Source organism: Streptacidiphilus jeojiensis, from assembly GCF_042510965.1.
Taxonomy (GTDB): domain Bacteria; phylum Actinomycetota; class Actinomycetes; order Streptomycetales; family Streptomycetaceae; genus Streptacidiphilus; species Streptacidiphilus jeojiensis.
The window spans coordinates 909479-929605 of sequence record NZ_JBEUKS010000001.1; the positions used below are offsets into that span (position 1 = coordinate 909479).

The 20127-nt window shown below is 72.8% G+C and carries 14 protein-coding genes; 11 read left to right on the plus strand and 3 right to left on the minus strand.

Annotated elements, in window-relative coordinates; all coding sequences use genetic code 11:
* Nucleotides 1-55 precede the first annotated feature (55 nt).
* Both ABUW04_RS04140 and ABUW04_RS04145 read left to right on the plus strand, forming a co-directional pair.
* Nucleotides 56-1165 carry an acetamidase/formamidase family protein gene (locus tag ABUW04_RS04140; protein ID WP_380562786.1) on the plus strand — a complete coding sequence of 370 codons (1110 nt, stop codon included), beginning with the start codon at nucleotides 56-58 and terminating at the stop codon, nucleotides 1163-1165.
* Nucleotides 1162-2289 carry an amidase family protein gene (locus tag ABUW04_RS04145; protein ID WP_380562788.1) on the plus strand — a complete coding sequence of 376 codons (1128 nt, stop codon included), beginning with the start codon at nucleotides 1162-1164 and terminating at the stop codon, nucleotides 2287-2289. Before ABUW04_RS04140 ends, ABUW04_RS04145 begins: the two co-directional genes overlap by 4 nt.
* 11 nt (nucleotides 2290-2300) lie before the next feature.
* On the opposite strand, the gene ABUW04_RS04150 is transcribed toward ABUW04_RS04145, so the two are convergent.
* Nucleotides 2301-2888 (minus strand): TetR family transcriptional regulator, encoded by a 588-nt coding sequence (locus ABUW04_RS04150; protein WP_380562790.1) that lies wholly within the window; start codon nucleotides 2886-2888, stop codon nucleotides 2301-2303.
* Between the two features lie 46 nt (nucleotides 2889-2934).
* Here ABUW04_RS04150 and ABUW04_RS04155 point away from each other — a divergent pair, with 46 nt between their 5' ends.
* Nucleotides 2935-3399, plus strand: coding sequence for an SRPBCC family protein (locus ABUW04_RS04155; RefSeq protein WP_380562792.1), 465 nt, complete (start codon nucleotides 2935-2937; stop codon nucleotides 3397-3399).
* 34 nt (nucleotides 3400-3433) lie between these two features.
* Here ABUW04_RS04155 and ABUW04_RS04160 read toward each other — a convergent pair whose 3' ends face one another.
* Nucleotides 3434-4372 (minus strand): helix-turn-helix domain-containing protein, encoded by a 939-nt coding sequence (locus ABUW04_RS04160; RefSeq protein WP_380562794.1) that lies wholly within the window; start codon nucleotides 4370-4372, stop codon nucleotides 3434-3436.
* Nucleotides 4373-4591: 219 nt separating this feature from the next.
* On the opposite strand from ABUW04_RS04160, the gene ABUW04_RS04165 reads away from it, so the two are divergent.
* The 3 genes from ABUW04_RS04165 to ABUW04_RS04175 all read left to right on the plus strand — a co-directional run bounded on the left by ABUW04_RS04165 (nucleotide 4592) and on the right by ABUW04_RS04175 (nucleotide 10918).
* Nucleotides 4592-6019 carry an MFS transporter gene (locus tag ABUW04_RS04165; protein ID WP_380562796.1) on the plus strand — a complete coding sequence of 476 codons (1428 nt, stop codon included), beginning with the start codon at nucleotides 4592-4594 and terminating at the stop codon, nucleotides 6017-6019.
* Between the two features lie 427 nt (nucleotides 6020-6446).
* Entirely contained in the window at nucleotides 6447-9323 is a 2877-nt protein-coding gene (locus ABUW04_RS04170; RefSeq protein ID WP_380562798.1) for a discoidin domain-containing protein, read from the plus strand.
* Between the two features lie 272 nt (nucleotides 9324-9595).
* Nucleotides 9596-10918 (plus strand): lytic murein transglycosylase, encoded by a 1323-nt coding sequence (locus tag ABUW04_RS04175; protein WP_380562800.1) that lies wholly within the window; start codon nucleotides 9596-9598, stop codon nucleotides 10916-10918.
* 62 nt (nucleotides 10919-10980) lie between these two features.
* On the opposite strand, the gene ABUW04_RS04180 is transcribed toward ABUW04_RS04175, so the two are convergent.
* Nucleotides 10981-11352: a peptidoglycan-binding domain-containing protein gene (locus ABUW04_RS04180; protein WP_030264544.1), complete on the minus strand. Its 372-nt coding sequence runs from the start codon at nucleotides 11350-11352 to the stop codon at nucleotides 10981-10983.
* 165 nt (nucleotides 11353-11517) lie between these two features.
* On the opposite strand from ABUW04_RS04180, the gene ABUW04_RS04185 reads away from it, so the two are divergent.
* From ABUW04_RS04185 to rbsD, 5 genes are all read left to right on the plus strand, one after another.
* A complete protein-coding gene (locus ABUW04_RS04185) occupies nucleotides 11518-14814 on the plus strand; it encodes an AfsR/SARP family transcriptional regulator (protein WP_380562802.1) in 3297 nt (1098 codons plus the stop codon).
* A gap of 266 nt (nucleotides 14815-15080) precedes the next feature.
* The gene (locus ABUW04_RS04190) at nucleotides 15081-17354 is read left to right on the plus strand and encodes a formylglycine-generating enzyme family protein (RefSeq protein WP_380562804.1); all 2274 of its coding nucleotides are present in this window, start codon (nucleotides 15081-15083) and stop codon (nucleotides 17352-17354) included.
* A gap of 173 nt (nucleotides 17355-17527) precedes the next feature.
* Nucleotides 17528-18604 (plus strand): LacI family DNA-binding transcriptional regulator, encoded by a 1077-nt coding sequence (locus tag ABUW04_RS04195; protein WP_030264552.1) that lies wholly within the window; start codon nucleotides 17528-17530, stop codon nucleotides 18602-18604.
* A 74-nt stretch (nucleotides 18605-18678) separates the two neighbouring features.
* Complete coding sequence (locus ABUW04_RS04200) at nucleotides 18679-19659, plus strand: ribokinase (RefSeq protein WP_037597923.1); 981 nt, start codon at nucleotides 18679-18681, stop codon at nucleotides 19657-19659.
* Complete coding sequence (gene rbsD / locus ABUW04_RS04205) at nucleotides 19649-20044, plus strand: D-ribose pyranase (RefSeq protein ID WP_380562806.1); 396 nt, start codon at nucleotides 19649-19651, stop codon at nucleotides 20042-20044. Before ABUW04_RS04200 ends, rbsD begins: the two co-directional genes overlap by 11 nt.
* Nucleotides 20045-20127: the final 83 nt, after the last annotated feature.

The window sequence follows — 20127 nt, forward strand, 5'->3', positions numbered from 1 at the left end:
GCTCACGGCCACCGGTTTACGCAGCCGTAACGGTTGTATGCAATCTTGCTGCCCCATGAGCGTACTTCAGCCGGGCACCGGACCCGTCAGCGGCAGCCACTACCTCGACGCCACCGAGAAGAACACCTCCTGGGGCCTGCTGCCGAACGCCGCCACCCGCCCACTGCTCACCGTGGCCTCGGGCAGCAGCGTCTGCCTGGACACCCTCAGCCACGAGGGCATCCTGCCCGACCAGGGCCGCGATCCGGCGGCCTTCTTCGGACGAGCCGGCATACCGGCGGACCAACTGCTCCGCGACGCCGTGGACCTGGCCGCCTCCGACCTGGTCCTGGACCCCTCCCTGCACGGCCCGCACGTGGTCACCGGGCCGGTGGCGGTGGCCGGCGCCCGCCCGGGCGACGTGCTGGAGGTCGAGGTGCTGCGGCTGGACCGGCGCACCGACTACGGCGTCATCAGTAACCGGCACGGCCGCGGCGCACTGGCCGGGGAGTACCCGGCGGCCCCGCCCGGCCACCCGGTGGGCGAGCCGGTGCCGCCGGTCAGCCTGGTCGCCCGGGCCGAGGGCGGCACCGGCCTGCTGCCGGTCGGCGACGGACGGCAGCTGCGCTTCCCGCTGGCGCCCTTCCTCGGCATCATGGGCGTCGCCCCGGCCACCGACCGGCCGGTGCACTCGGTCCCGCCGGGCGCGCACGGCGGCAACCTCGACATCCGGATGCTGGGCACCGGCGCCCGGCTGTTCCTGCCGGTCCAGGTGCCGGAGGCGCTCTTCTACGCGGGCGATCCGCACTTCTCACAGGGGGACGGCGAAGTGGCCCTGACCGCCTTCGAGGCCCCGCTGCGCGCCACCCTGCGCCTGACCCTTCACAGCGACCCGGCAGCCCGCAGGCTCGCCGCCCGGCTCGCCGGACCCTACGCCGAGACCGCCGAGCACCTGCTGGTCACCGGCCTGGACGAGGACCTCGACGAAGCCGTCCGCAAGGCCACCCGGGCCGCCCTGGCCTACCTGGACGAGCGCTGCGGCATCCCGGCCGCGGTCGCCCTGGCCTACCTCAGCGCCGCCGTGGACCTGCGCATCTCCCAGGTGGTCGACCGGGTCAAGGGCGTCCATGTCACGCTCCCCCGCGCCGATCTGACGCCCCTGCTGCTGACGGTGGCGACCCGGTGATCGGCCCCTTCGTCGACTGGCTGCCGCAGCGCAGCGCACCGCAGGGCGTGCCGCGCCTGGCGGTCAAGGACGTCATCGACGTCGCCGGGCTGCCCACTGGCTGCGGCCACCCGGACAAGCTGGCCACCGCCCGACCCGCCGCCCGCGACGCCGAGTGCGTACAACTCCTGCGTGAGGCGGGCGCCTTCGTCGTGGGAAAGACCCACACCGACGAACTCGCCTACAGCCTGGGCGGGACCAACGCCCACTACGGAGCCGTCGCCAACCCGGCCGCGCCGGGCCGGCTGACCGGCGGCTCCTCCAGCGGATCCGCCGCGGCCGTCGCCGCCGGCCGGGCCGACCTCGGCCTGGGCACGGACACGGCCGGCTCCATCCGCGTCCCCGCCGCCTACTGCGGACTGTGGAGCCTGCGCCCCACCCACGCCCGGGTGAGCCGCACCGGAATCGCACCGCTGGCCCCCTCCTTCGACGTACCCGGACTGCTCACCCGCGACGCCGAAACCCTCGCCTGGGGCGCACGGGCCCTGCTCGCCGACACTCCCCCGGCGACCCGCCCCCTGGGACGGATACTGGCCCCGGCCAACCTGTGGACGCAGGCCGAGGAGGGGATCCGGCAGAACCTGGCACCGCTGGTCCGCAGTACAGACCATGACGACCTGTCAGGCTTCGAGGGCGCACGCGAGGCGTTCAGCACCGTCCAGGGCGCCGAGGCCTGGGCCGTCCACGGCCCGTGGATCCGGGCCCACCGGCCCACGTTCGGACCCGGGGTCGGCGCCCGCCTCGCCGCAGCCGCGCAGATCACCGCCGAAGCGCAGGCGCACGCACACGCCGCGCTCGCGACCCACCGCGACCGGCTGCACCGGCTCCTCGCCGACGGCACCGTACTCGCCCTCCCCGCCGCCCCCGGCGCCGCACCCGCCTTCGCACCGCCGGAACTGCGCGGCGCACCGCCCCGAACCGCCACACTCGCCCTCACCTGCCTGGCCAGCCTGGCCGGCCTCCCCGCGGTCACCGTTCCGCACGGCCCCGGCGGCCTGTGCCTGATCGCCGGCCCCGGACACGACGAGGCCCTGCTCGCCCTGGCCGCCACGACGTTCGACCGGACCGCGGCGCACATGGGGTGAGCCGGGGCCCGTCAGGTCGGGCCGAAGTACAGCCGTAGGAACTCCTCCATCGCCGCGTCGACCCCCGCGCGGTCACCGGTGGCGAGCAGGTCGAGCAGCAGGCCGCGCACGGTGGCCAGCCCCAGCCTGGCCCGGCTCCGGGCCACGGCCGGGTCGGTCCCGGCTGCCGCCTCGGGGGCCGCGAGCAGGTCCAGCCAGTCGTTCACCAGGCCTTCCAGGACCGGGACGGCCTCGGGACGACCGCGCAGCGCGTTCCCGCAGATCTCGAAGAAGAGCCGTTCCTGACCGTCCAGCCGAGGGTCCGTCAGCTGCTGCCAGAGCAGCCGCGAGGCGTCGGCGGGTGAGAGGCCGGGTTCCACCCGGAGCTGGGTGAGCAGATCGCGTTGGCGCTGTTCCGACGCCCGGACGATCTCGACCAGCAGTTGCTCCTTGGAGCCGAAGTAGTGGATCAGCATGCGGTGACTGGTGCCGATGGCGGCGCCCAGACCGCGCAGGCTCAGGTCTGCGATGCCGTGCGCCTCGACGTAGTCGACGGCGGCGTGCACCAGTTGGGCGCGCCGGCCCTCGTCCTCGGGCTGCGGTGGGTCGGTATTCGCCACGTCAGGAGTGTACCAATCGGTACATGCCGTGTGTACCGTGTGGTACATGAAGCCTGTCACCGTGTCGATCGATGTCCCGCAGTCGCCCGAGCAGGTCTACGACTTCCTCGACGTCACCGCGCATCACCAGCGGTTCACCGACCACTACCTGACCGACTGGCACTTCAGCGGCCCCGAAGCCGGTGTCGGATCCTGCGCCACGGTCACCGCAACGCTGGGCGGCAACCGGACCGAAGTCGCCATCGAGGTCATCGAGGCCGACCCGCCGCATTGCATCGTCGAACGGAACGTCAGCGCGGCCGGCCGGCGCCTGGCCCACGGCACCTACACCATCGAGCCGCTGCAGACCGGCGGGAGCCAGGTGTCCTTCAGCTACGCCTGGTCGCACGCCCCGCTCACCGACCGCCTGCTGGCCCCCGTGGTGCGGGCCGTGATGCGGCGCGCCAACCGCACGGTCATGCACCGGCTGGCCACCGAACTGGCCAACCAGGTGGCCGCCGCCGGAACCTGACGCCGACCACCACCCCCGCCGGCTCGCCTCGGCCTCAGCCGACCGAGGCCGAGGCGTAGGCCGGGGACGGGGACGGGGACGGGGCGGAGGCCGGGGCGCAGGTGGGCGTCGGCTCCGCTCCGGCGTCCGCGGACTCCAGGCGGAGCATGGCCTGCTCGTCCGCGGTACCCGGGGCCGCCTGGTAGACCACCATCCGCTGGCCGCCGGTCCGGGCCAGCTGCATCACCTCGTAGGTCAGGGTCATCGACCCGACCTTGGGATGCCGGAAGGTCTTCTGGCCGCCACCGCGCTCGCAGACGTCGTAGCGTTCCCACAGCCGCGCGAACTCCGGCGACTTCAGCACCAGTTCGCCGACCAGCGCGGTCAGTTCGGGGTCGTCCGGGTCGACCCCGGCGACGGCCCGCAGATGCGCCACCGAGAGCGCGACCGTCTCCTGCCAGGGGTCGTAGAGCGTGCGGCCGAGCGGGTGCAGGAACAGGTACCGGGTCAGATTGCGCCGGTCCTCGGGCCAGTCCCAGAGCCCGGGCAGCAGCCGCCGGCCGGGCGGGTTGGCGGCCAGCACCCGGTTGTGGCGGCTCACCACGTAGGCGGGCAGCGGACGCACCGACTCCAGCATCCGCAGCACCGACTCGCGGACGGTGTGGTCCGAGCAGGCCGGCAGCTCGGAGATCCGTCCGGCGGCCAGCTCGGCGAGCTCGTGCAGGCGCTCGTAGCCGTCGCCGCGCAGCCGCAGCGCACGGCCGAGGGCGTCCACGACAGCCGGCGAGGGATTGGTCTCACGGCCCCGCTCCAGGCGGATGTAGTAGTCGACGCTCACCCCGGCCAGTACCGCCAGCTCCTCCCGGCGCAGTCCGGGGGTGCGGCGCAGGCCCGCGCCGGCTGGCAGGCCCACGTCCTCGGGGCGCACCTGCGCCCTGCGGGCCTTCAGGTACCGGCCGAGTTCGGTGCCCCGCGCATCCGTTGCTGTTGCCATCCGGCCATTGTCGCAGGCCGGTCCGGTGCGTGGGGGGCCGTGTCAGGGCCTGGAACGCGGCACCCCGGGCAGGGCGCGGTCTGCCGCGCGGTTCGGCGCGCGGCCAGAGTTGGTCCCGAACGGGCGGCCCGGCCGCCGGGGCCCAGGGGGTGCACGACACCGGACCGCGGCCCCGGCGCACCGCGGCCGCCCGCCGAACGCCCCTGAGAGGAAGTCACCATGCAGACCACGCGGACGCCCCGGCTCCGGCACTCGGACCGGGCGGAACCGGGCGCAGCGTCCGACGCCCAACGCACGCACCGCGCCCGGCGGCGCACCGGCGCGGCGCTGGTCGCCTCGCTGCTCGGGTTCACCGTGATCACCATCGACGTCTCGGCGGTGAACATCGCCCTGCCCGCGATCGGGGACACCCTCAGCGGCGGGATGGCCGGACTGCAGTGGGTGGTGGACGCCTACACCCTGATGTTCGCGGCCCTGATGCTCTCCGCCGGGGCCCTGTCCGACCGGGCCGGTGCCCGCCGGGCCTACGCCTGGGGCATCAGCCTGTTCACCCTGGCCTCCCTCGGCTGCGCGCTGGCGCCGGACATCGGCGTGCTGGTGGCCACCCGGGTGGCGCAGGGCGCCGCCGCCGCAGTGGTGATGCCGGCCTCACTGGCGCTGATCCGCCAGTCCTACGAGGACGCCCGGGCCCGGGCCCGCGCCATCGCGCTGTGGACCGTCGGCGGCTCGGTGGCGATGGCCGCGGGACCGGTGCTCGGCGGGCTGCTCACCGACACGGTGGGCTGGCGGGCGGTCTTCCTGCTCAACCTCCCGGTGGGCGCGCTGGTCCTGGGCCTGCTGATCCGGGTGGAGCGCTCTCCGCGCCGGCCCGCCGCGCTGGACGGCGGCGGCCAGCTCACCGCCGTGCTCGCGCTGGCCGGACTGGCCTTCGCCGCGATCGAGGGCGGCCACCTGGGCTGGACCAGCGGCCCGGTGCTGGTCTCCGCCGCGATCGCGGTGGCGGCCGGTGCGGCCTTCCTCGCGGTGGAGGCCAGCTACCCCCAACCCCTGCTCCCACTGGGGATGCTGAGGGACCGTCGGGTTACCGTCCCGCTCGCGGTCGGCTTCGCCGTCAACGTCGCCTTCTACGGCGGGATCTTCCTGCTCGGGCTGTACTACCAGCGACTGCGCGGAATGTCGGGGATCTCGGCCGGGCTGATGTTCGTGCCGATGTCGGCGGTGGTGACGGCGACCAACCTGGTCTCGCCGCGGCTGGCGGAGCGGATCGGGCGGCGACCGGTGATCGTCGCCGGGCAACTGGTCTTCACCGTGGCGATGCTGGCCATGCTGCCGCTGGCCGCGCACACCCCGGTGTGGCTGGTTCTGGTCCTGCTGCTGCCGCTGAGCGTCGGCGGGGCGCTGGCGGTACCCGCGGTGACCGCGCTGCTGATGGACGCCGTCCCCGGGGAGCGGGTGGGAACAGCGTCGGGGCTGCTCAACTCCTTCCGCCAGACCGGCGGAGCGCTGGCGGTCGCCCTCTTCGGCGGCCTGCTCTCCGGCACCGACGGTGGCTTCTCGCTCCCGGGCATGCGCCTCGGCCTGCTCGCCGTCGCGGCCCTACTGCTGGCCACCGCCGTCCTCTCCCGCCTGCTGCTGCCGCGCGACTGAACCAGTCGACGGTCAGCCGGCGACGGGCCGGCAATCGCAGCGGCGACCACGACAACGACCACGACGGATGCCCCCGGCACCGTCGTGGTCGGCCTGACGGGGCATCAACCACGGGTGGCTGCAGCCGCAGGGCGTGACGAGGACCGGTCCGGTTCCGGATCGCCGATTCGTTGACACCAGCGCCACGGGCCCCCTATACCTCAGGGGGAGAGCGCTCTCTGAGTGGAGATTTCACGCCCTTCCCGTCGAAAGGTGATGTCATGGTACGACCATGCCCTGCCACGCGCGGCCCCCCGCGGCAGGCCCGGCCGACCGCTGACGTTCGTGGTCGCGATGCCCGTGCCGACCCCCGCGCAGGACGAGCGCGCCGAGGTCGCACCCGCACCGCCGCTTCGCCGCTCTTCCCCCCGACCTTGCTGGAGTTGTCATGCAGGCCCACTCCTCCGGTGGCACGATCCATCGGAGCGCCCTGTTCCGCCCGGCGCACGCCGCACTGCTCTTCCTCGTCGCCCTGAGCCTGGCGATCTGCACGATCGCCGCACCCGCCGCCCATGCCGCCGACACCCTGCTCTCGCAGGGCAAGCCCACCACGGCGTCCTCCACCGAGAACGCCGGGACCCCGGCCGCCGACGCCACCGACGGCGACACCGGCACCCGCTGGTCCAGCGCCTTCTCCGACCCGCAGTGGCTGGAGGTCGACCTCGGGGCCACCGCCTCCATCGACAAGGTGGTGCTGAACTGGGAGACCGCTTCCGGCAAGGCCTACCAGATCCAGACCTCCAGCGACGGAACCACCTGGACGCCGATCTACACCACCACCACCGGCCCCGGCGGCACCGAGACCCTGGCCGTCACCGGCACCGGCCGCTACGTGCGCATGTACGGAACGGCCCGCAACACCGCCTACGGCTACTCGCTCTGGGAGTTCCAGGTCTACGGGACCATCGGCTCCGGCAGCAGCTGCGGAACCACCAACGCCGCGCTCGGCAAGACCACCACCGCGTCCTCCGCCGAGAACGCCGGCACCCCGGCCGCCGACGCCACCGACGGCAACACCGGCACCCGCTGGTCCAGCGCCTTCTCCGACCCGCAGTGGCTGGAGGTCGACCTGGGCAGCAGCCAGTCGATCTGCCAGGTCGTGCTCAACTGGGAGACCGCCTACGGCACCGCGTTCCAGATCCAGACCTCCAACGACAACGCCACCTGGACGCCGATCTACACCACCACCACCGGCACCGGCGGGGTGCAGACCCTGAACGTCTCGGGCAGCGGCCGGTACATCCGGATGTACGGCACCGCCCGGGCCACCGGCTACGGCTACTCGCTGTGGGAGTTCCAGGTCTTCACCGGCACCTCCACCGGCGGCAACACCGTCACGGTCACCGCTCCCGGCGCCCAGTCCGCAACCGTGGGCACCGCCACCAGCCTGCAGATCCACGCCACCGACTCCGCAGCCGGCCAGACGCTGACCTACAGCGCCACCGGACTGCCGACCGGACTGTCGATCAACGCGTCGACCGGCCTGATCTCCGGCACCCCCAGCACGGCCGGCACCTTCAACGCCACGGTGACCGCCACCGACTCCACCAACGCCGCCGGATCAGCCCCCTTCACCTGGACCGTGACCAGCGGCGCCGCCGGCTGCACCCAGCCAAGCTCGCCGGACTTCGGCCCCAACATGAAGATCTTCGACCCCAGCATGTCCAGCGCCACCATCCAGTCCACGCTGGACTCGGTCTTCAACACCCAGAAGCTCAACCAGTTCGGCACCGACCGGTACTCGCTGCTGTTCAAGCCGGGCACCTACAGCAACACCGCCAACATCGGCTACTACACCTCGATCCAGGGCCTGGGGCAGAACCCGGACGACGTCACCATCAACGGCGACGTCACCGTCGACTCCTTCGACGGCACCGGCAACGCCACCCAGAACTTCTGGCGCTCGGCGGAGAACATGGCCGTCAACCCCTCGGCGGGCAACACCCGTTGGGCCGTCGCCCAGGCCGGTCCGTTCCGCAGGATGGACATCCACGGCGGGCTGCAGCTCTACCCGGCCAGCTACGGCTACGCCAGCGGCGGCTACATCGCCGACTCCAAGGTCTCCGGGCAGGCCTCCAGCGTGTCCCAGCAGCAGTGGTACTCGCAGGACAGCAACTTCGGCAGCTGGAGCGGCTCGGTGTGGAACATGGTGTTCTCCGGCGTGACCGGAGCACCCGCGCAGAGCTTCCCCACTCCTCCGATGACCACCCTGGCCACCACGCCCACCTCGCGTGACGTGCCGTACCTGTACGTGGACTCCTCCGGCGCCTACCGGGTGTTCCTGCCCTCGCTGCGCACGAACGCGTCCGGAGCCAGTTGGGCCAACGGGGCCACCCCCGGCACCTCCCTGCCGATCAGTCAGTTCTTCGTGGCGACCCCGTCCAACACCGCCGCCCAGATGAACGCGGCGCTGGCGCAGGGCTGCAGCCTGTTCCTCACCCCCGGCGTCTACAGCATCGACCAGACGCTCAACGTCAACAACCCCAACACCGTCGTCCTGGGCACCGGGTTCCCGACCCTCGTGCCGACCGGCGGCGTCAACACCATGCAGGTCGCCGATGTCGACGGGGTGCGGATCAGCGGCGTGCTGTTCGACGCCGGCACCACCAACTCCTCGGCGCTGCTGACCGTCGGCGCCCAGGGCTCCTCGGCCAACCACGCCGCCAACCCGACCTCGGTCCAGGACGTGTTCTTCCGGATCGGCGGTGACATCGCCGGCAAGGCCACCGACAGCCTGGTGGTCAACTCCAACAACACGCTGCTGAACGACATCTGGGCCTGGCGCGCGGACCACGGCAACGCCGGCACGGTCGGCTGGACCGTCAACACCGCCGACACCGGACTGATCGTCAACGGCAACAACGTGCTGGCGACCGGGCTGTTCATCGAGCACTACCAGAAGAACGAGGTGGTGTGGAACGGCCAGGGCGGCGAGACCATCTTCCTGCAGAACGAGATGCCCTACGACCCGCCGAACCAGGCCGCCTGGATGAACGGCTCGACCAACGGATACGCCGCCTACGTGGTGTCCCCGAACGTCACCTCGCACCAGGCCTACGGGCTGGGCAGCTACTGCTACTTCAACGTCAATCCGGCGGTGGTGGCAGATCACGCCTTCGAGGCCCCGTCCGTGGCGGGGGTCAACCTCCACGACCTGCTCACCGTCTCACTGGGCAATGTCGGTGTGATCCAGCACGTGATCAACCAGACGGGAGCCGCGACCCCGACCAACACCACACCGTCGACCGTCGTCAGCTTCCCGTGACCCTCGGATCCGCAGGGATCCGTCGAACCGGCTGACGGTTGCACCAGCGCTCGGGAGGTCCCCCGCCAACGGGGGACCTCCCGTCCCGCGAAAGGGTCTTTCGGGGAGGAGTCGGATGAATTTCGTCCCTGGGTCGGACACGAAGTCATCGGGGTTACTAGAGTGCGTGTCTGTACCGGGCCAAGGGACGGACATCAAGGAGGGAGGCACGGGGAGCAGTTCACTGATCCGGCGTCACTCCGCCCTTCACTCAGCAGAGGCCTATCGTTCACATGCATCCTGAGCCGCCTTCCACCCCACCCGCACCCCGTCGAGCCCCCGTCCACCGACGCCTGGCGACAAGGCCGAAGCCGCGCAGGCGGACCACGCCCATCGGCGTCGGCGCGCTGCTGGCCCTGGTGTTCCTGGGCGGCTCGCAGGCCGTCGGGTTCGCGGTGCCCGTCGCCGCCCCGCCGACCCCGCAGCAGGCACCGCCGTCGACCGCCACCGGTGACGGCGCCCCGCTGGACCTCGCGCCGCCCCCACCCCTGGCCGAGTCCGGACAGCCCACCGCGGCCGGCACCACCGCGACCACCGGTACCACCGCGCCGGGGTCCTCCGCCTCCACCCTGCCTACGACGCAGGCGGGTTCGGTCGCCATCCCCGCAGTGGTGCTGACGGCGTACCGCCGCGCCGAGTCGGCCATCGCCGTCACCACCCCCGGCTGCCACCTGAGTTGGACCCTCCTCTCCGCCATCGGACAGGTCGAGTCCGGACAGGCCGACAATGGCGACGTGAGCGCGGACGGGACCACCCTGCAGCCGATCCTCGGACCGCTCCTGGACGGCAGCAACGGCAGCGCCGCGATCCGCGACGCGGCCGGGAACTGGGTCCGCGCCGAAGGACCCATGCAGTTCCTGCCCTCCACCTGGGCCGCCTGGGGCACGGACGGCAACGGCGACGGCCGCGCCGACCCGAACAACATCTTCGACGCCGCGCTGGCGGCCGGGCACTACCTCTGCGCAGGATCGCGCGACCTGAACCAGCCGGGCGACCTCAGCCAGGCCATCCTCAGCTACAACCACTCCGACACCTATCTGGCCACCGTGCTGGCCTGGATCAGCTACTACCAGCACAACGGCGTCACCGCTGCCGCCCCGGTCACCCCCACCGGCACCACCGCGACGACCGCGCCGACGACCGCAGCAGCCAAGCCGTCCGCGACAACCGGCGCACCCACCACTGCGCCGACCACAGCCCGGGCCTCGTCCTCGCCCACCACCGCCGCGCCCAGCCCCAGCACCTCGGCCGGCAGCGGGAAGCCGTCGCCGACCCCGGACCCCAGCGCCAGCCCGTCGTCGCCGACCTCGGCGACACCGACACCCTCGCCGTCGGCCACGTCCGGTTCCCCGACAGCATGTCCCTCCGACACCACCCAGCCGACCGGCGGTACGCCTGCTCCGACGCCGTCGGCCGCCGCCTCCACCTCGCCACCGGCCACCCCCGCCGCCGGCACCACACCCTCCCCGACGCCCAGCGCCTCCGCCACCACCTGCGGTTCCGCCACCCCCAGCCCCACCACCGCAAGCCCCAGCGCGACAGTCCCCTCGCCGTAGCGTCGGCGCTGTGCCCTCGGCCCCGGCGTCATTGACCCGCCGGGGCCGGTTCGGTCGACGACTCAGCCGTTGCCGCGCAGGGCGCCCCAGGTCTGCGGACCGACATTGCCGTCCACGTGGATCTGGGCCCAGTTCTGGAACCACCGCACCGCCGCCTTGGTCGCGGGGCCGAAGCTGCCGTCCACGGCCAGCGCGGTTCCGCCCGCCTCGACATAGTTGGTGTCGGTGTTGATCAGGTCCTGGATCTCCTTGACCGCGGCGGTGTTGGTGCTCCACTCCTCGGTCTCGGCATTGCCGGTGTAGTAGCCGCAGTAGTTGCCGATGCCGCCGACCCGGGTGCACTGGTTCGCGGCGGAGGCGTTGGTCGCGGTGCCGACGCCGATCGAGACGACCAGGGCCGCCATGGCCAGCGAGCTGATGATGCGGTTGCGCACAGGTGTTCCCTTCCTCGGAGGCCGCACGCCCGGTACCGGCCTGCGGTCGAGGACGATCCTGTCCGGCGGCGCTCACCACCGGCTAACATCCATCTCACATCGCGCAAAAAACACTTGCTGTGCCTGCAAGAATGCACGTGTAGGTCGTATCCGGGGGGTGCGCGGATGGAATTCCGGCTCTTGGGGCCGCTGAGGATCGGCCCGACGGCCGCGGGCGTCCCGATCGGCGCCGGCAAGTCCCGGGCCCTGCTCGCGGCACTGCTCCTGGACGCCAACAGCACCGTCCCCATCGACCGCCTGGTCGAGGCCATGTGGCAGGGACGGCCTCCGGCCAGCGCGGCGGCATCGCTCTACAACCATGTGATGCGGCTGCGGCGCATCCTCGAACCGCAGCTCGGCGACCGGATCCGAGCCGTCACCCCCGGATACCTGATCCGGGTGGAACCCGGGGAGCTGGACACCGACGTGTTCTCCGCGCTGTGCGCCGACGGCCGTCGGCTCGCCGCGGACGGGCAGTGGGCGCGGTCGTCCTCCGCCCTGACCGCAGCGCTCGACCTGTGGCGCGGCTCCCCCCTGGCCGACGTGCCCGGCCTGGACCGCTGGCAGCCCCGACTGCAACAACTGCTGGAGCTGCGGCAGCAGGCCCTGGAAGGACGCGTCGAGGCCGACCTGCAGCAGGGCCGCCACCACGAGATCATCGGCGAACTCCGGGCCCTGACGGTGGAACAGCCGCTGCACGAGGCCTTCCACCGGCAGCTGATGCTCGCCCTGTACCGGGCGGACCGCCGCGCCGAGGCTCTCGGCGTCTTCCAGGCCCTGCGGCGCACGCTCGTCGACGAACTCGGCGTGGAACCGTCGGCGCCGCTCCAGGAGCTGCAGCGACGAATCCTCAGCACCGACCCCAGCCCCGACCCCGACCCCGATCCCGGTCCCGGTCCCGCCCTCGACGCCACCACCTCCGCCGGCACCCCGCCCCCCGGCGGCCACCATCTCCGCCAACTCCCCGCCGACACCCGCCTGTTCACCGGCCGCACCCGGGAACTCGACCGGCTGCTGACACTCGCGGAGTCCGCCGCCGCGACCGTCGTGGTCACCGCGATCGACGGGGCGGCCGGCATCGGCAAGTCCGCCCTGGCCATCCACGCCGCCCACCGGCTCCACCCGCACTTCCCCGACGGCCAGCTCTTCATCGACCTGCACGGACACACCGACGGCCTGGCCCCCCTGGACGCCGGCCAGGCACTGGACGGGCTGCTGCGCTCCCTCGGCGTCCCCCCGCAGCTGATCCCGCAGGAACTCGGCGAACGCGCGGCCTTCTACCGCGACCGACTGGCCGGCACCAGAACCCTGATCATCCTCGACAACGCCGCCGGCACCGCCCAGGTCCGCCCCCTGGTTCCGGGGACCCCCGGCTGCCTGGTCATGGTCACCAGCCGCCGGCACCTGACCGGACTGGACGACGCCCACTCCCTCACCCTGGACGTCCTGCCCGAACCCGACGCGCACGCCCTGCTGCTCAAGGCAGCCGGCCCCGGCCGCATCGCCGACGGCCATCCCGCGGTCGACGAACTGACCGCGCTCTGCGGCTACCTGCCGCTGGCCGTCCGGATCACCGCCTCGCGGCTGCGGCACCACCGGGCCCTGCACGTCCAGGACGTCGTCGGCCAACTGCGCGACGAGAACGCCCGGTTGGACGTCCTCCAGGACGACGACCGCAGCCTCTCCGCCGTCTTCGACCTCTCCTACACGGCCCTGCCGGCCGCCGAACAGCACATGTTCCGCCGCCTCGCCCTCGTCCCCGGCCCCGACTTCGACGCCCGGGCCGCGGCCGCCCTAACCGACACCGACCGGCACACCGCGGCCCGCCTGCTGGAGTCCCTGCTGGACCACAGCCTGCTGATCCAGCGCTCGGCCGACCGCTACCGCCTGCACGACCTGCTCCGCCTGTTCGCGCGCACCCGGTGCGCGGACGATCCGGCCGCGGATCGCGACGCGGCACTCACCCGGCTGCTGAACCACTATCAGCAGACCGCCGCAGCCGCCGACCGGCACCTGGCCCGGCACACCCGCCCCGGCACCGCCCCACCCCACCCGGCCGCCACCCGGGACCTGCCCGATCGCACCGCCGCGCTGGCCTGGATGCGGGCCGAACGCGCCAACCTGCTGGCCTGCGCCGCCCATGCCGCCACCACCGACCAGCCCGCCTACCTGGTCGAGCTGACCGCATCGCTGGCCGCCTTCCTCCAGCAGGAAGGACCCTGGCAGCAGGCCGTCGAGTTGCACCACGCCGCTGCCGAAGCGGCGCACCGGCACCACGCCGCCCTCGGCGAGGCCAACGCCCTGTCCGACCAAGGCCGCGTCCGCTACCTGCTCGGCGACTACCCGGCCGCGGACGACTTCCAGCAACGCGCCCTGACGATCTACCAGGACCTCGGCGACCTGCTGGGCGAGGCCAATGCCCTGCACGAACTGGGCCGGCTGCGCCACCTGACCAGCGACTCACCGGCCGCGGCGACCGCGCTGCAGGAACAGGCGCTGGCGCTCTACCGCAAGCTCGGCGAACCGCTCGGCGAGGCCAACGCCCTGCACGAACTCGGCCGGGTGCGGCTGATCGAGGGAGACTTCCCGGCCGCCGCGGCACTCCTGGAGCAGGCGCTGACGATCCATCAGGACCTCGGCAGCCGGTTCGGCGAGGCCTACGTCCAGTGGGAGTTGGGCCGGCTGCGCAACGCCACCGGCGAGTACCCGGCCGCCGCCGTGCTACTGCGGCAGGCGCTGACCACCTACGGGGAACTCGGCAGCCGGTTCGGCGAGGCCAACTCCTACTACGAACTGGGCCGGGTGCAGTACTCGACCGGGGACTACCCGGCCGCGAACGCCCTGCAGCTCCGCGCCCTGGAACTGTTCCGCGAGTTCGGCAGCAGACTCGGCGAGGCGTACGCCCTGCACGAGCTGGGCCGGGTGCGCTGCGCGACCGGTGAACCCGGCACGGCCGCCGGTCTACTGCTGCGCGCCCTGGCCCGCTTCGAGGCCCTGGGCGACCGGCAGGGCGAGGCCAACGCCGTCCACGACCTGGCCCGCACAAGGCAGTTGACCGGGGATCAGGAAGCCGCCGCCGACCTGCTGGCACGGGCCCTCACCCTGTTCCGGGAGCTCGGCGACCGGCAGGGCGAGGCCGAGGTGCTCACCAGCACCGGCGCCCTCGCGGCGGAGACAGCGGGCCCGGAGGAGGCACTGGCCCGGTACCGGCAGGCCCTGGAGATCGCCCGCGTGATCCACAGCCCCGTCGACGAGGCCCGAGCGCTGGACGGCTCCGCCGCCTGCCTGGAGCGGCGCGGCGAGCACGACGCCGCCCTCGCCGATCTGCGACTGGCCGCAGCGCTCTACCGGCGCATCGGCTCCGCCGAGGCGGCCCCGGCCGCGGCACGCCTCGCTCGACTGGAGTCAAAGAGCGGCGGCTGAGCTCTTGCCACCGCCGCCACCAACCGGATACTTTCAATCCGTTTGACCTTCGCTCGGTCCGGGTTGAACGGCACTGACCTGCATGGATACCCGTGGACAGGTTTCTGCGACACACCCCTTGATGTTGCGGAGGTTGCTTCCCATAATCCCGGCACCGCAGGCAACACGGGTTGCCAACACGGGTTGCCAACTCGTATTGCCAACTCCTCTTGCCTGCGACGAGCCGACATCGGATCAACCCCCTCAATGGCGAAGGGCATTCGCACATGACTGACCACCCCCAGTCCGCACCGTCCCGCAGAACCGTCCTCCACCGCGCCGCGTGGGGAGCAGCCGCCGTCGCCGCGGCGCCGTTGATCACCGGTCGCGGCGCCGACCGCTCGGGGACCCCCTCCTCCGGGGTCGACGCCGTCGCCGTGGCGGACACCACCGCTGCGGGCTACCCGCTGGAGTTCGACCCGGTCCTGATCTTCGGTCCGACCACGCCCGCCGACACCGACGCCTGGCGGGCGGCGATGCTGCAGTGGCGGGCCGAGCAGCGCGCCCTGATCGACTACGACGACCACAACTACCGGCGCCCGGAGCTGGCCTGGACCCAGCGCAACCCGATCCAGACCCAGATGATGGTGCATGACCTGGACTTCTACGACCGGGCCGGCGGCCGGTACACCGTGGAGAAGTACCTGGGCACCCTGAAGCGCCGCTACGGCGGCATCGACTCGGTGCTGGTCTGGCCCACCTACCCCAACATCGGCGTGGACGACCGCAACACCGAGCAGATGATCCGGGACATGCCCGGTGGCGTCGCCGGGCTGCGGCGGATGGTCGCCGACTTCCACCGCGCCGGGGTCAAGGTGATGTTCCCGATCCACCCGTGGGACAACGGCACCCGCGACCCCGGCAGGCCCTGGTCGGCCGTGCTGCCCGAGCTGATGGCCGAGATCGGCGCCGACGGCCTCAACGGCGACACCATGCTGGCGGTCACCGAGGACTACTTCACCAACTCGGTGGCCGACGGCGACGCGCTGGCCCTGGAGCCCGAGCTGGGACTGCGGCGGCTGGACGACCTGTCGCCGATCGAGTGGAACACCCAGACCTGGGGCTACTGGTACGTCACCGGGTTCGTCCCGCCGGTCAGCATGACCAAGTGGATGGAGCCGCGGCACACCGTTCACGTCAACTCCCGCTGGTCCACCAGCAAGATCGACATGCTGCAGGCCGCGTTCTTCAACGGCACCGGCCTGGAGAGCTGGGAGAACGTCTGGGGCATCTGGAACCAGATGACCGACCGGGACAACGAGGCGGTGCGCCGGGTCACCGCCATCGAGCGCACCTTCCCCGAGCTGCTGGTCAGCCAGGGCTGGGAGCCGCACACGCCGACCGTCCAGGACGGTGCGGTCTTCGCCAGCAAGTGGCCCGGCAGCGGCTCGCAGACGCTGTGGACCGTGGTCAACCGCAGCACCTCGGCGGTGGCCGGGGACCAGCTCGTCGTTGCGCACCAGGCCGGACTGCACTACTACGACCTGTGGAACGGCGTCGAGTTGAAGCCCCGGGTGACCGGCGGCAGCGCCACCCTCGCCTTCCCGATCGAGGCCAAGGGCTTCGGCGCGGTGCTGGCCAGCACCACCGCGGCGCTGCCCAGGGGCTTCGCCGACTTCCAGCGGGAGATGCACCGCGCGGCGGCCCGACCGCTGAGCAGCTACTCCAGCGCCAACACCTTCGCGGCCCAGACGATGACCCCGATCCACCCGACCCCGCGTCAGGACCGCACGCCCGCAGGCATGGTCGCCGTCCCCGGGACCGACTTCCTGTTCACGGTCAGCGGCACCGAGATCGAGGGCGGTGACATGGTCGGCGTGGACGTGCAGTACCCGTGGGAGACCCAGCCGGGCCGTGAGCACAGCCATGTCGTCACCATCAAGCCGTTCCTCATCGACCGCACCCCGGTCACCAACGCGCAGTACCAGCGGTTCCTGGACGCCACCGGCTACCGGCCCGCGGACAGCCACAACTTCCTCAAGGACTGGGACTGGTCGCGCCGGCAGCAGCCGCGCTACCGCGCGGGCTGGGCCGACAAGCCGGTCACCTGGGTGTCGCCCGAGGACGCCCGCGCCTACGCCGCCTGGGCCGGCCGGCGGCTGCCCAACGACTGGGAGTGGCAGTACGCCGCCCAGGGCACCGACGGCCGGCTGTACCCGTGGGGCAGCAGCTTCGACGCCGCCCGGGTGCCGGCCATCTGGTCCGGGCGCGACGGCCTGCCCGGCCCGGCGGACGTGACCGCGCATCCCTCCGGCGCCAGCCCGTTCGGCGTGCTGGACCTGGTGGGCAACGTCTGGCAGTGGACCAATGAGTTCACCGACGCGCACACCGCCGCCGCCGTGATCCGCGGCGGCTCCTACTACCGGCCGCAGGGCTCCGACTGGTACCTGCCCAGCGACGAGAACGCCTACCGGCTCGACCGCCACAACCGGTACCTGCTGATGGCTCCGAGTCTGGACCGCTCGGCCACGATCGGATTCCGCACCGCGGCCGACCTCTGACCTACGGTCAGGCCCTTGCGGTTGCGGTGGTTGCTCCTCATAATCCCGTGACCCGCCCGCAACTCGTGTTGCCAACACGAATTGCCAACTCGAATTGCCACCACGAGTTGCGGGCCCCACGGCCGCCTGCCGGGCGGCCGACCGACGATCAACGAAGACCTTCGGGGGACACCATGGCAACACGACAGGACGTCGCCACACTGGCGGGCACCTCGCCCTCGGTGGTCAGCTACGTGCTCAACAACGGCCCGCGCACCGTCGCCCCGGCGACCCGGGAGCGGGTGCTCGCGGCGGTGCAGCAGCTCGGCTACCGCCCCAACGCCGTCGCCCGCTCGCTGCGGCTGAGCCACACCATGACCCTGGGACTGGTCGTCCCGGACGCGGCCAACCCGTTCTTCGCGGAACTGGCCCGCGCCCTGGAGGACCACGCCTGGGCGGCCGGCTACACCCTGCTGGTGGGCAACACCGTGGACGACCCGGGCCGCGAGGCCGGATACATCAGGACCTTCATCGACCGTCAGGTCGACGCCCTGGTCCTGATCCCGGCCCAGGGCGACCAGCCCTGGCGGACCGAGCTGGCCCGCTCCGGGATCCCCAGCCTGGTCTTCGACCGCGAGCTGGAGGGCGTCGGCATCTCCCAGGTGCTGGTCGACAACGCCCGCGGCGCCCAGCAGGCCACCGAGCACCTGCTCGCCCACGGCCGCCGCCGGGTCGGCTGCATCGCCGGGCCGCTGGGCATCCACCCCACCGTGGACCGCGTGGTCGGCTGGCGGCGGGCGCTGGAGCAGGCCGGTCTCAAGGCCGGCTCGGGCTCGGGCGGCCGCACCGGCTGGGAGGCCTGCCCGCAGGCCGCGCCGCTGCTGCACGGCTCCTTCGGGCGCCTGGACGGCTACCGCTCCGGGCGGGCGCTGCTGTCCCAGGACCGCGCGGTGGACGCCCTGTTCGTCACCTCCGACGAGCAGGCCGCCGGGGTCCTGCGGGCGGCGACCGAACTGGGCATCCGGGTCCCCGACGACCTGGCGCTGGTCTCCTTCGACGGGATCGCCGCCGGCGCCTACACCACCCCGGCGCTGTCGACGATGCGTCAGCCCGTCGAGGACCTGGGCCGCACCGCCATCGAGCGGCTGCTGGAGCGGATGAAGGACCCGGACCTGCCGCCCAGCCGGGACGTGCTGCCGGTGACCCTGCTGGCCAGGGGATCCTGCGGCTGCCCCGACCCGGACGGCGGCGAACACCCGCCGCCCGCCTGACCCGCCCCCCGACCCGCCCCCGACCCGACCCCCCTGATCCGCCCCAGATGACGACAACCACGGAGCACACACCAATGACTGAACGACTCGTCGTGGTCGGCAGCCTCAACATGGACCTGTCGGTCACCGTCCCCCGGCTCCCCGCACCAGGGGAGACGGTGTCGGGCGCCGACGTGATCCGCGGCGCCGGCGGCAAGGGCGCCAACCAGGCCGTCGCCGCCGCCCGGCTCGGCGCCCGGGTGCGCATGGTCGGACTGCTCGGTGACGACGCGTTCGGCAGCGAACTGCGCAGCTGCCTGGCCACCGAGGGCGTCGACGACCGGGCCGTCGCCGAGCTGCCCGGCGCGGCCTCAGGACTGGCCCTGATCGTGGTCCAGCACGACGGCGAGAACACCATCACCCTCTCCCCCGGCGCCAACCACCACCTGGACACCGCCACCCTGGCCACGCTGACCGACGGCCTGCTGGCCGCCCCCACCGACACCGTGCTGCTGCAACTGGAGGTACCGCTGCCCACGGTGCTCGCCGCCGCCCGCACCGCCCGCGCGGCGGGCGCGCTGACCGTGCTCAACGCCGCCCCGCGCCCCGAACCGGGGCCGCTGCTGGCCGAGTTGCTGCGGGAGGTGGACGTCCTGGTGGTCAACGAGACCGAGGCGACCGGCCTGCTGGGGATCCAGCACCGGCCCGGCGCCGACACCGGCCTGGAGACCTGGGCCGAACGGGCCGAGCAGCTGCGCGCGCTGGGCCCGGCCACCGTGGTGATCACCCTCGGCGCGCTGGGAGCACTGGCCGCGGGCCCGCTGCACCGCCACCACCAGCCGGGCTTCCCGGTGCACGCGGTGGACACCGTTGGCGCCGGCGACGCCTTCTGCGCCCAGCTCTCCATCGCCCTGGGCGCCGGCGTCGCGCTCCCCCAGGCGCTGCGCCGGGCCTGCGCCGCCGGGGCGCGGGCCGCGACCCGGGTCGGGGCGCAGTCCTCCCTGCCCACCCGGGCCGAGGTCGACGCCCTGCTGGCCGCAGCTCCGATCGGCACGGAGGCCCAGCATGCGCACTGACGGCATCTGGCACCCGCGGCTGCTCCAGCTGATCACCGCGCTGGGCCACGGCGACCTGCTCGTGGTCGCCGACCCGGGCCTGCCGGTTCCCCCCGGTGTGGAGAGCCTGGACCTGGTCTGGCGGCGCGGGGACCCGCCGTTCCTGCCGGTGCTGGCAGCCGTCCTGGACGAACTGACCACCGAGCACCTCACCGTCGCCGCCGAGGCCACCGCCCCCGACCTGGTCCAGGGCATCGACGGGCTCGCCCGCCGGCACGGCCTGACGGTGGAACAGGTCCCGCACGAGCAGCTCAAACAGCTGACCCGTAGCGCCCGGATCGTCGTCAGGACCGGCGAGGCCACCCCGTACGCCAACGCGGTCCTGCGCGCGGGCGTCCCCTTCTAACCCTCCCTGCCCCGACTCCCCCACCCCGGCCCTCCCCGCCCCGACCTTCCACCTCCCCGAACCCGCTTCCGTAGCACCGCCTT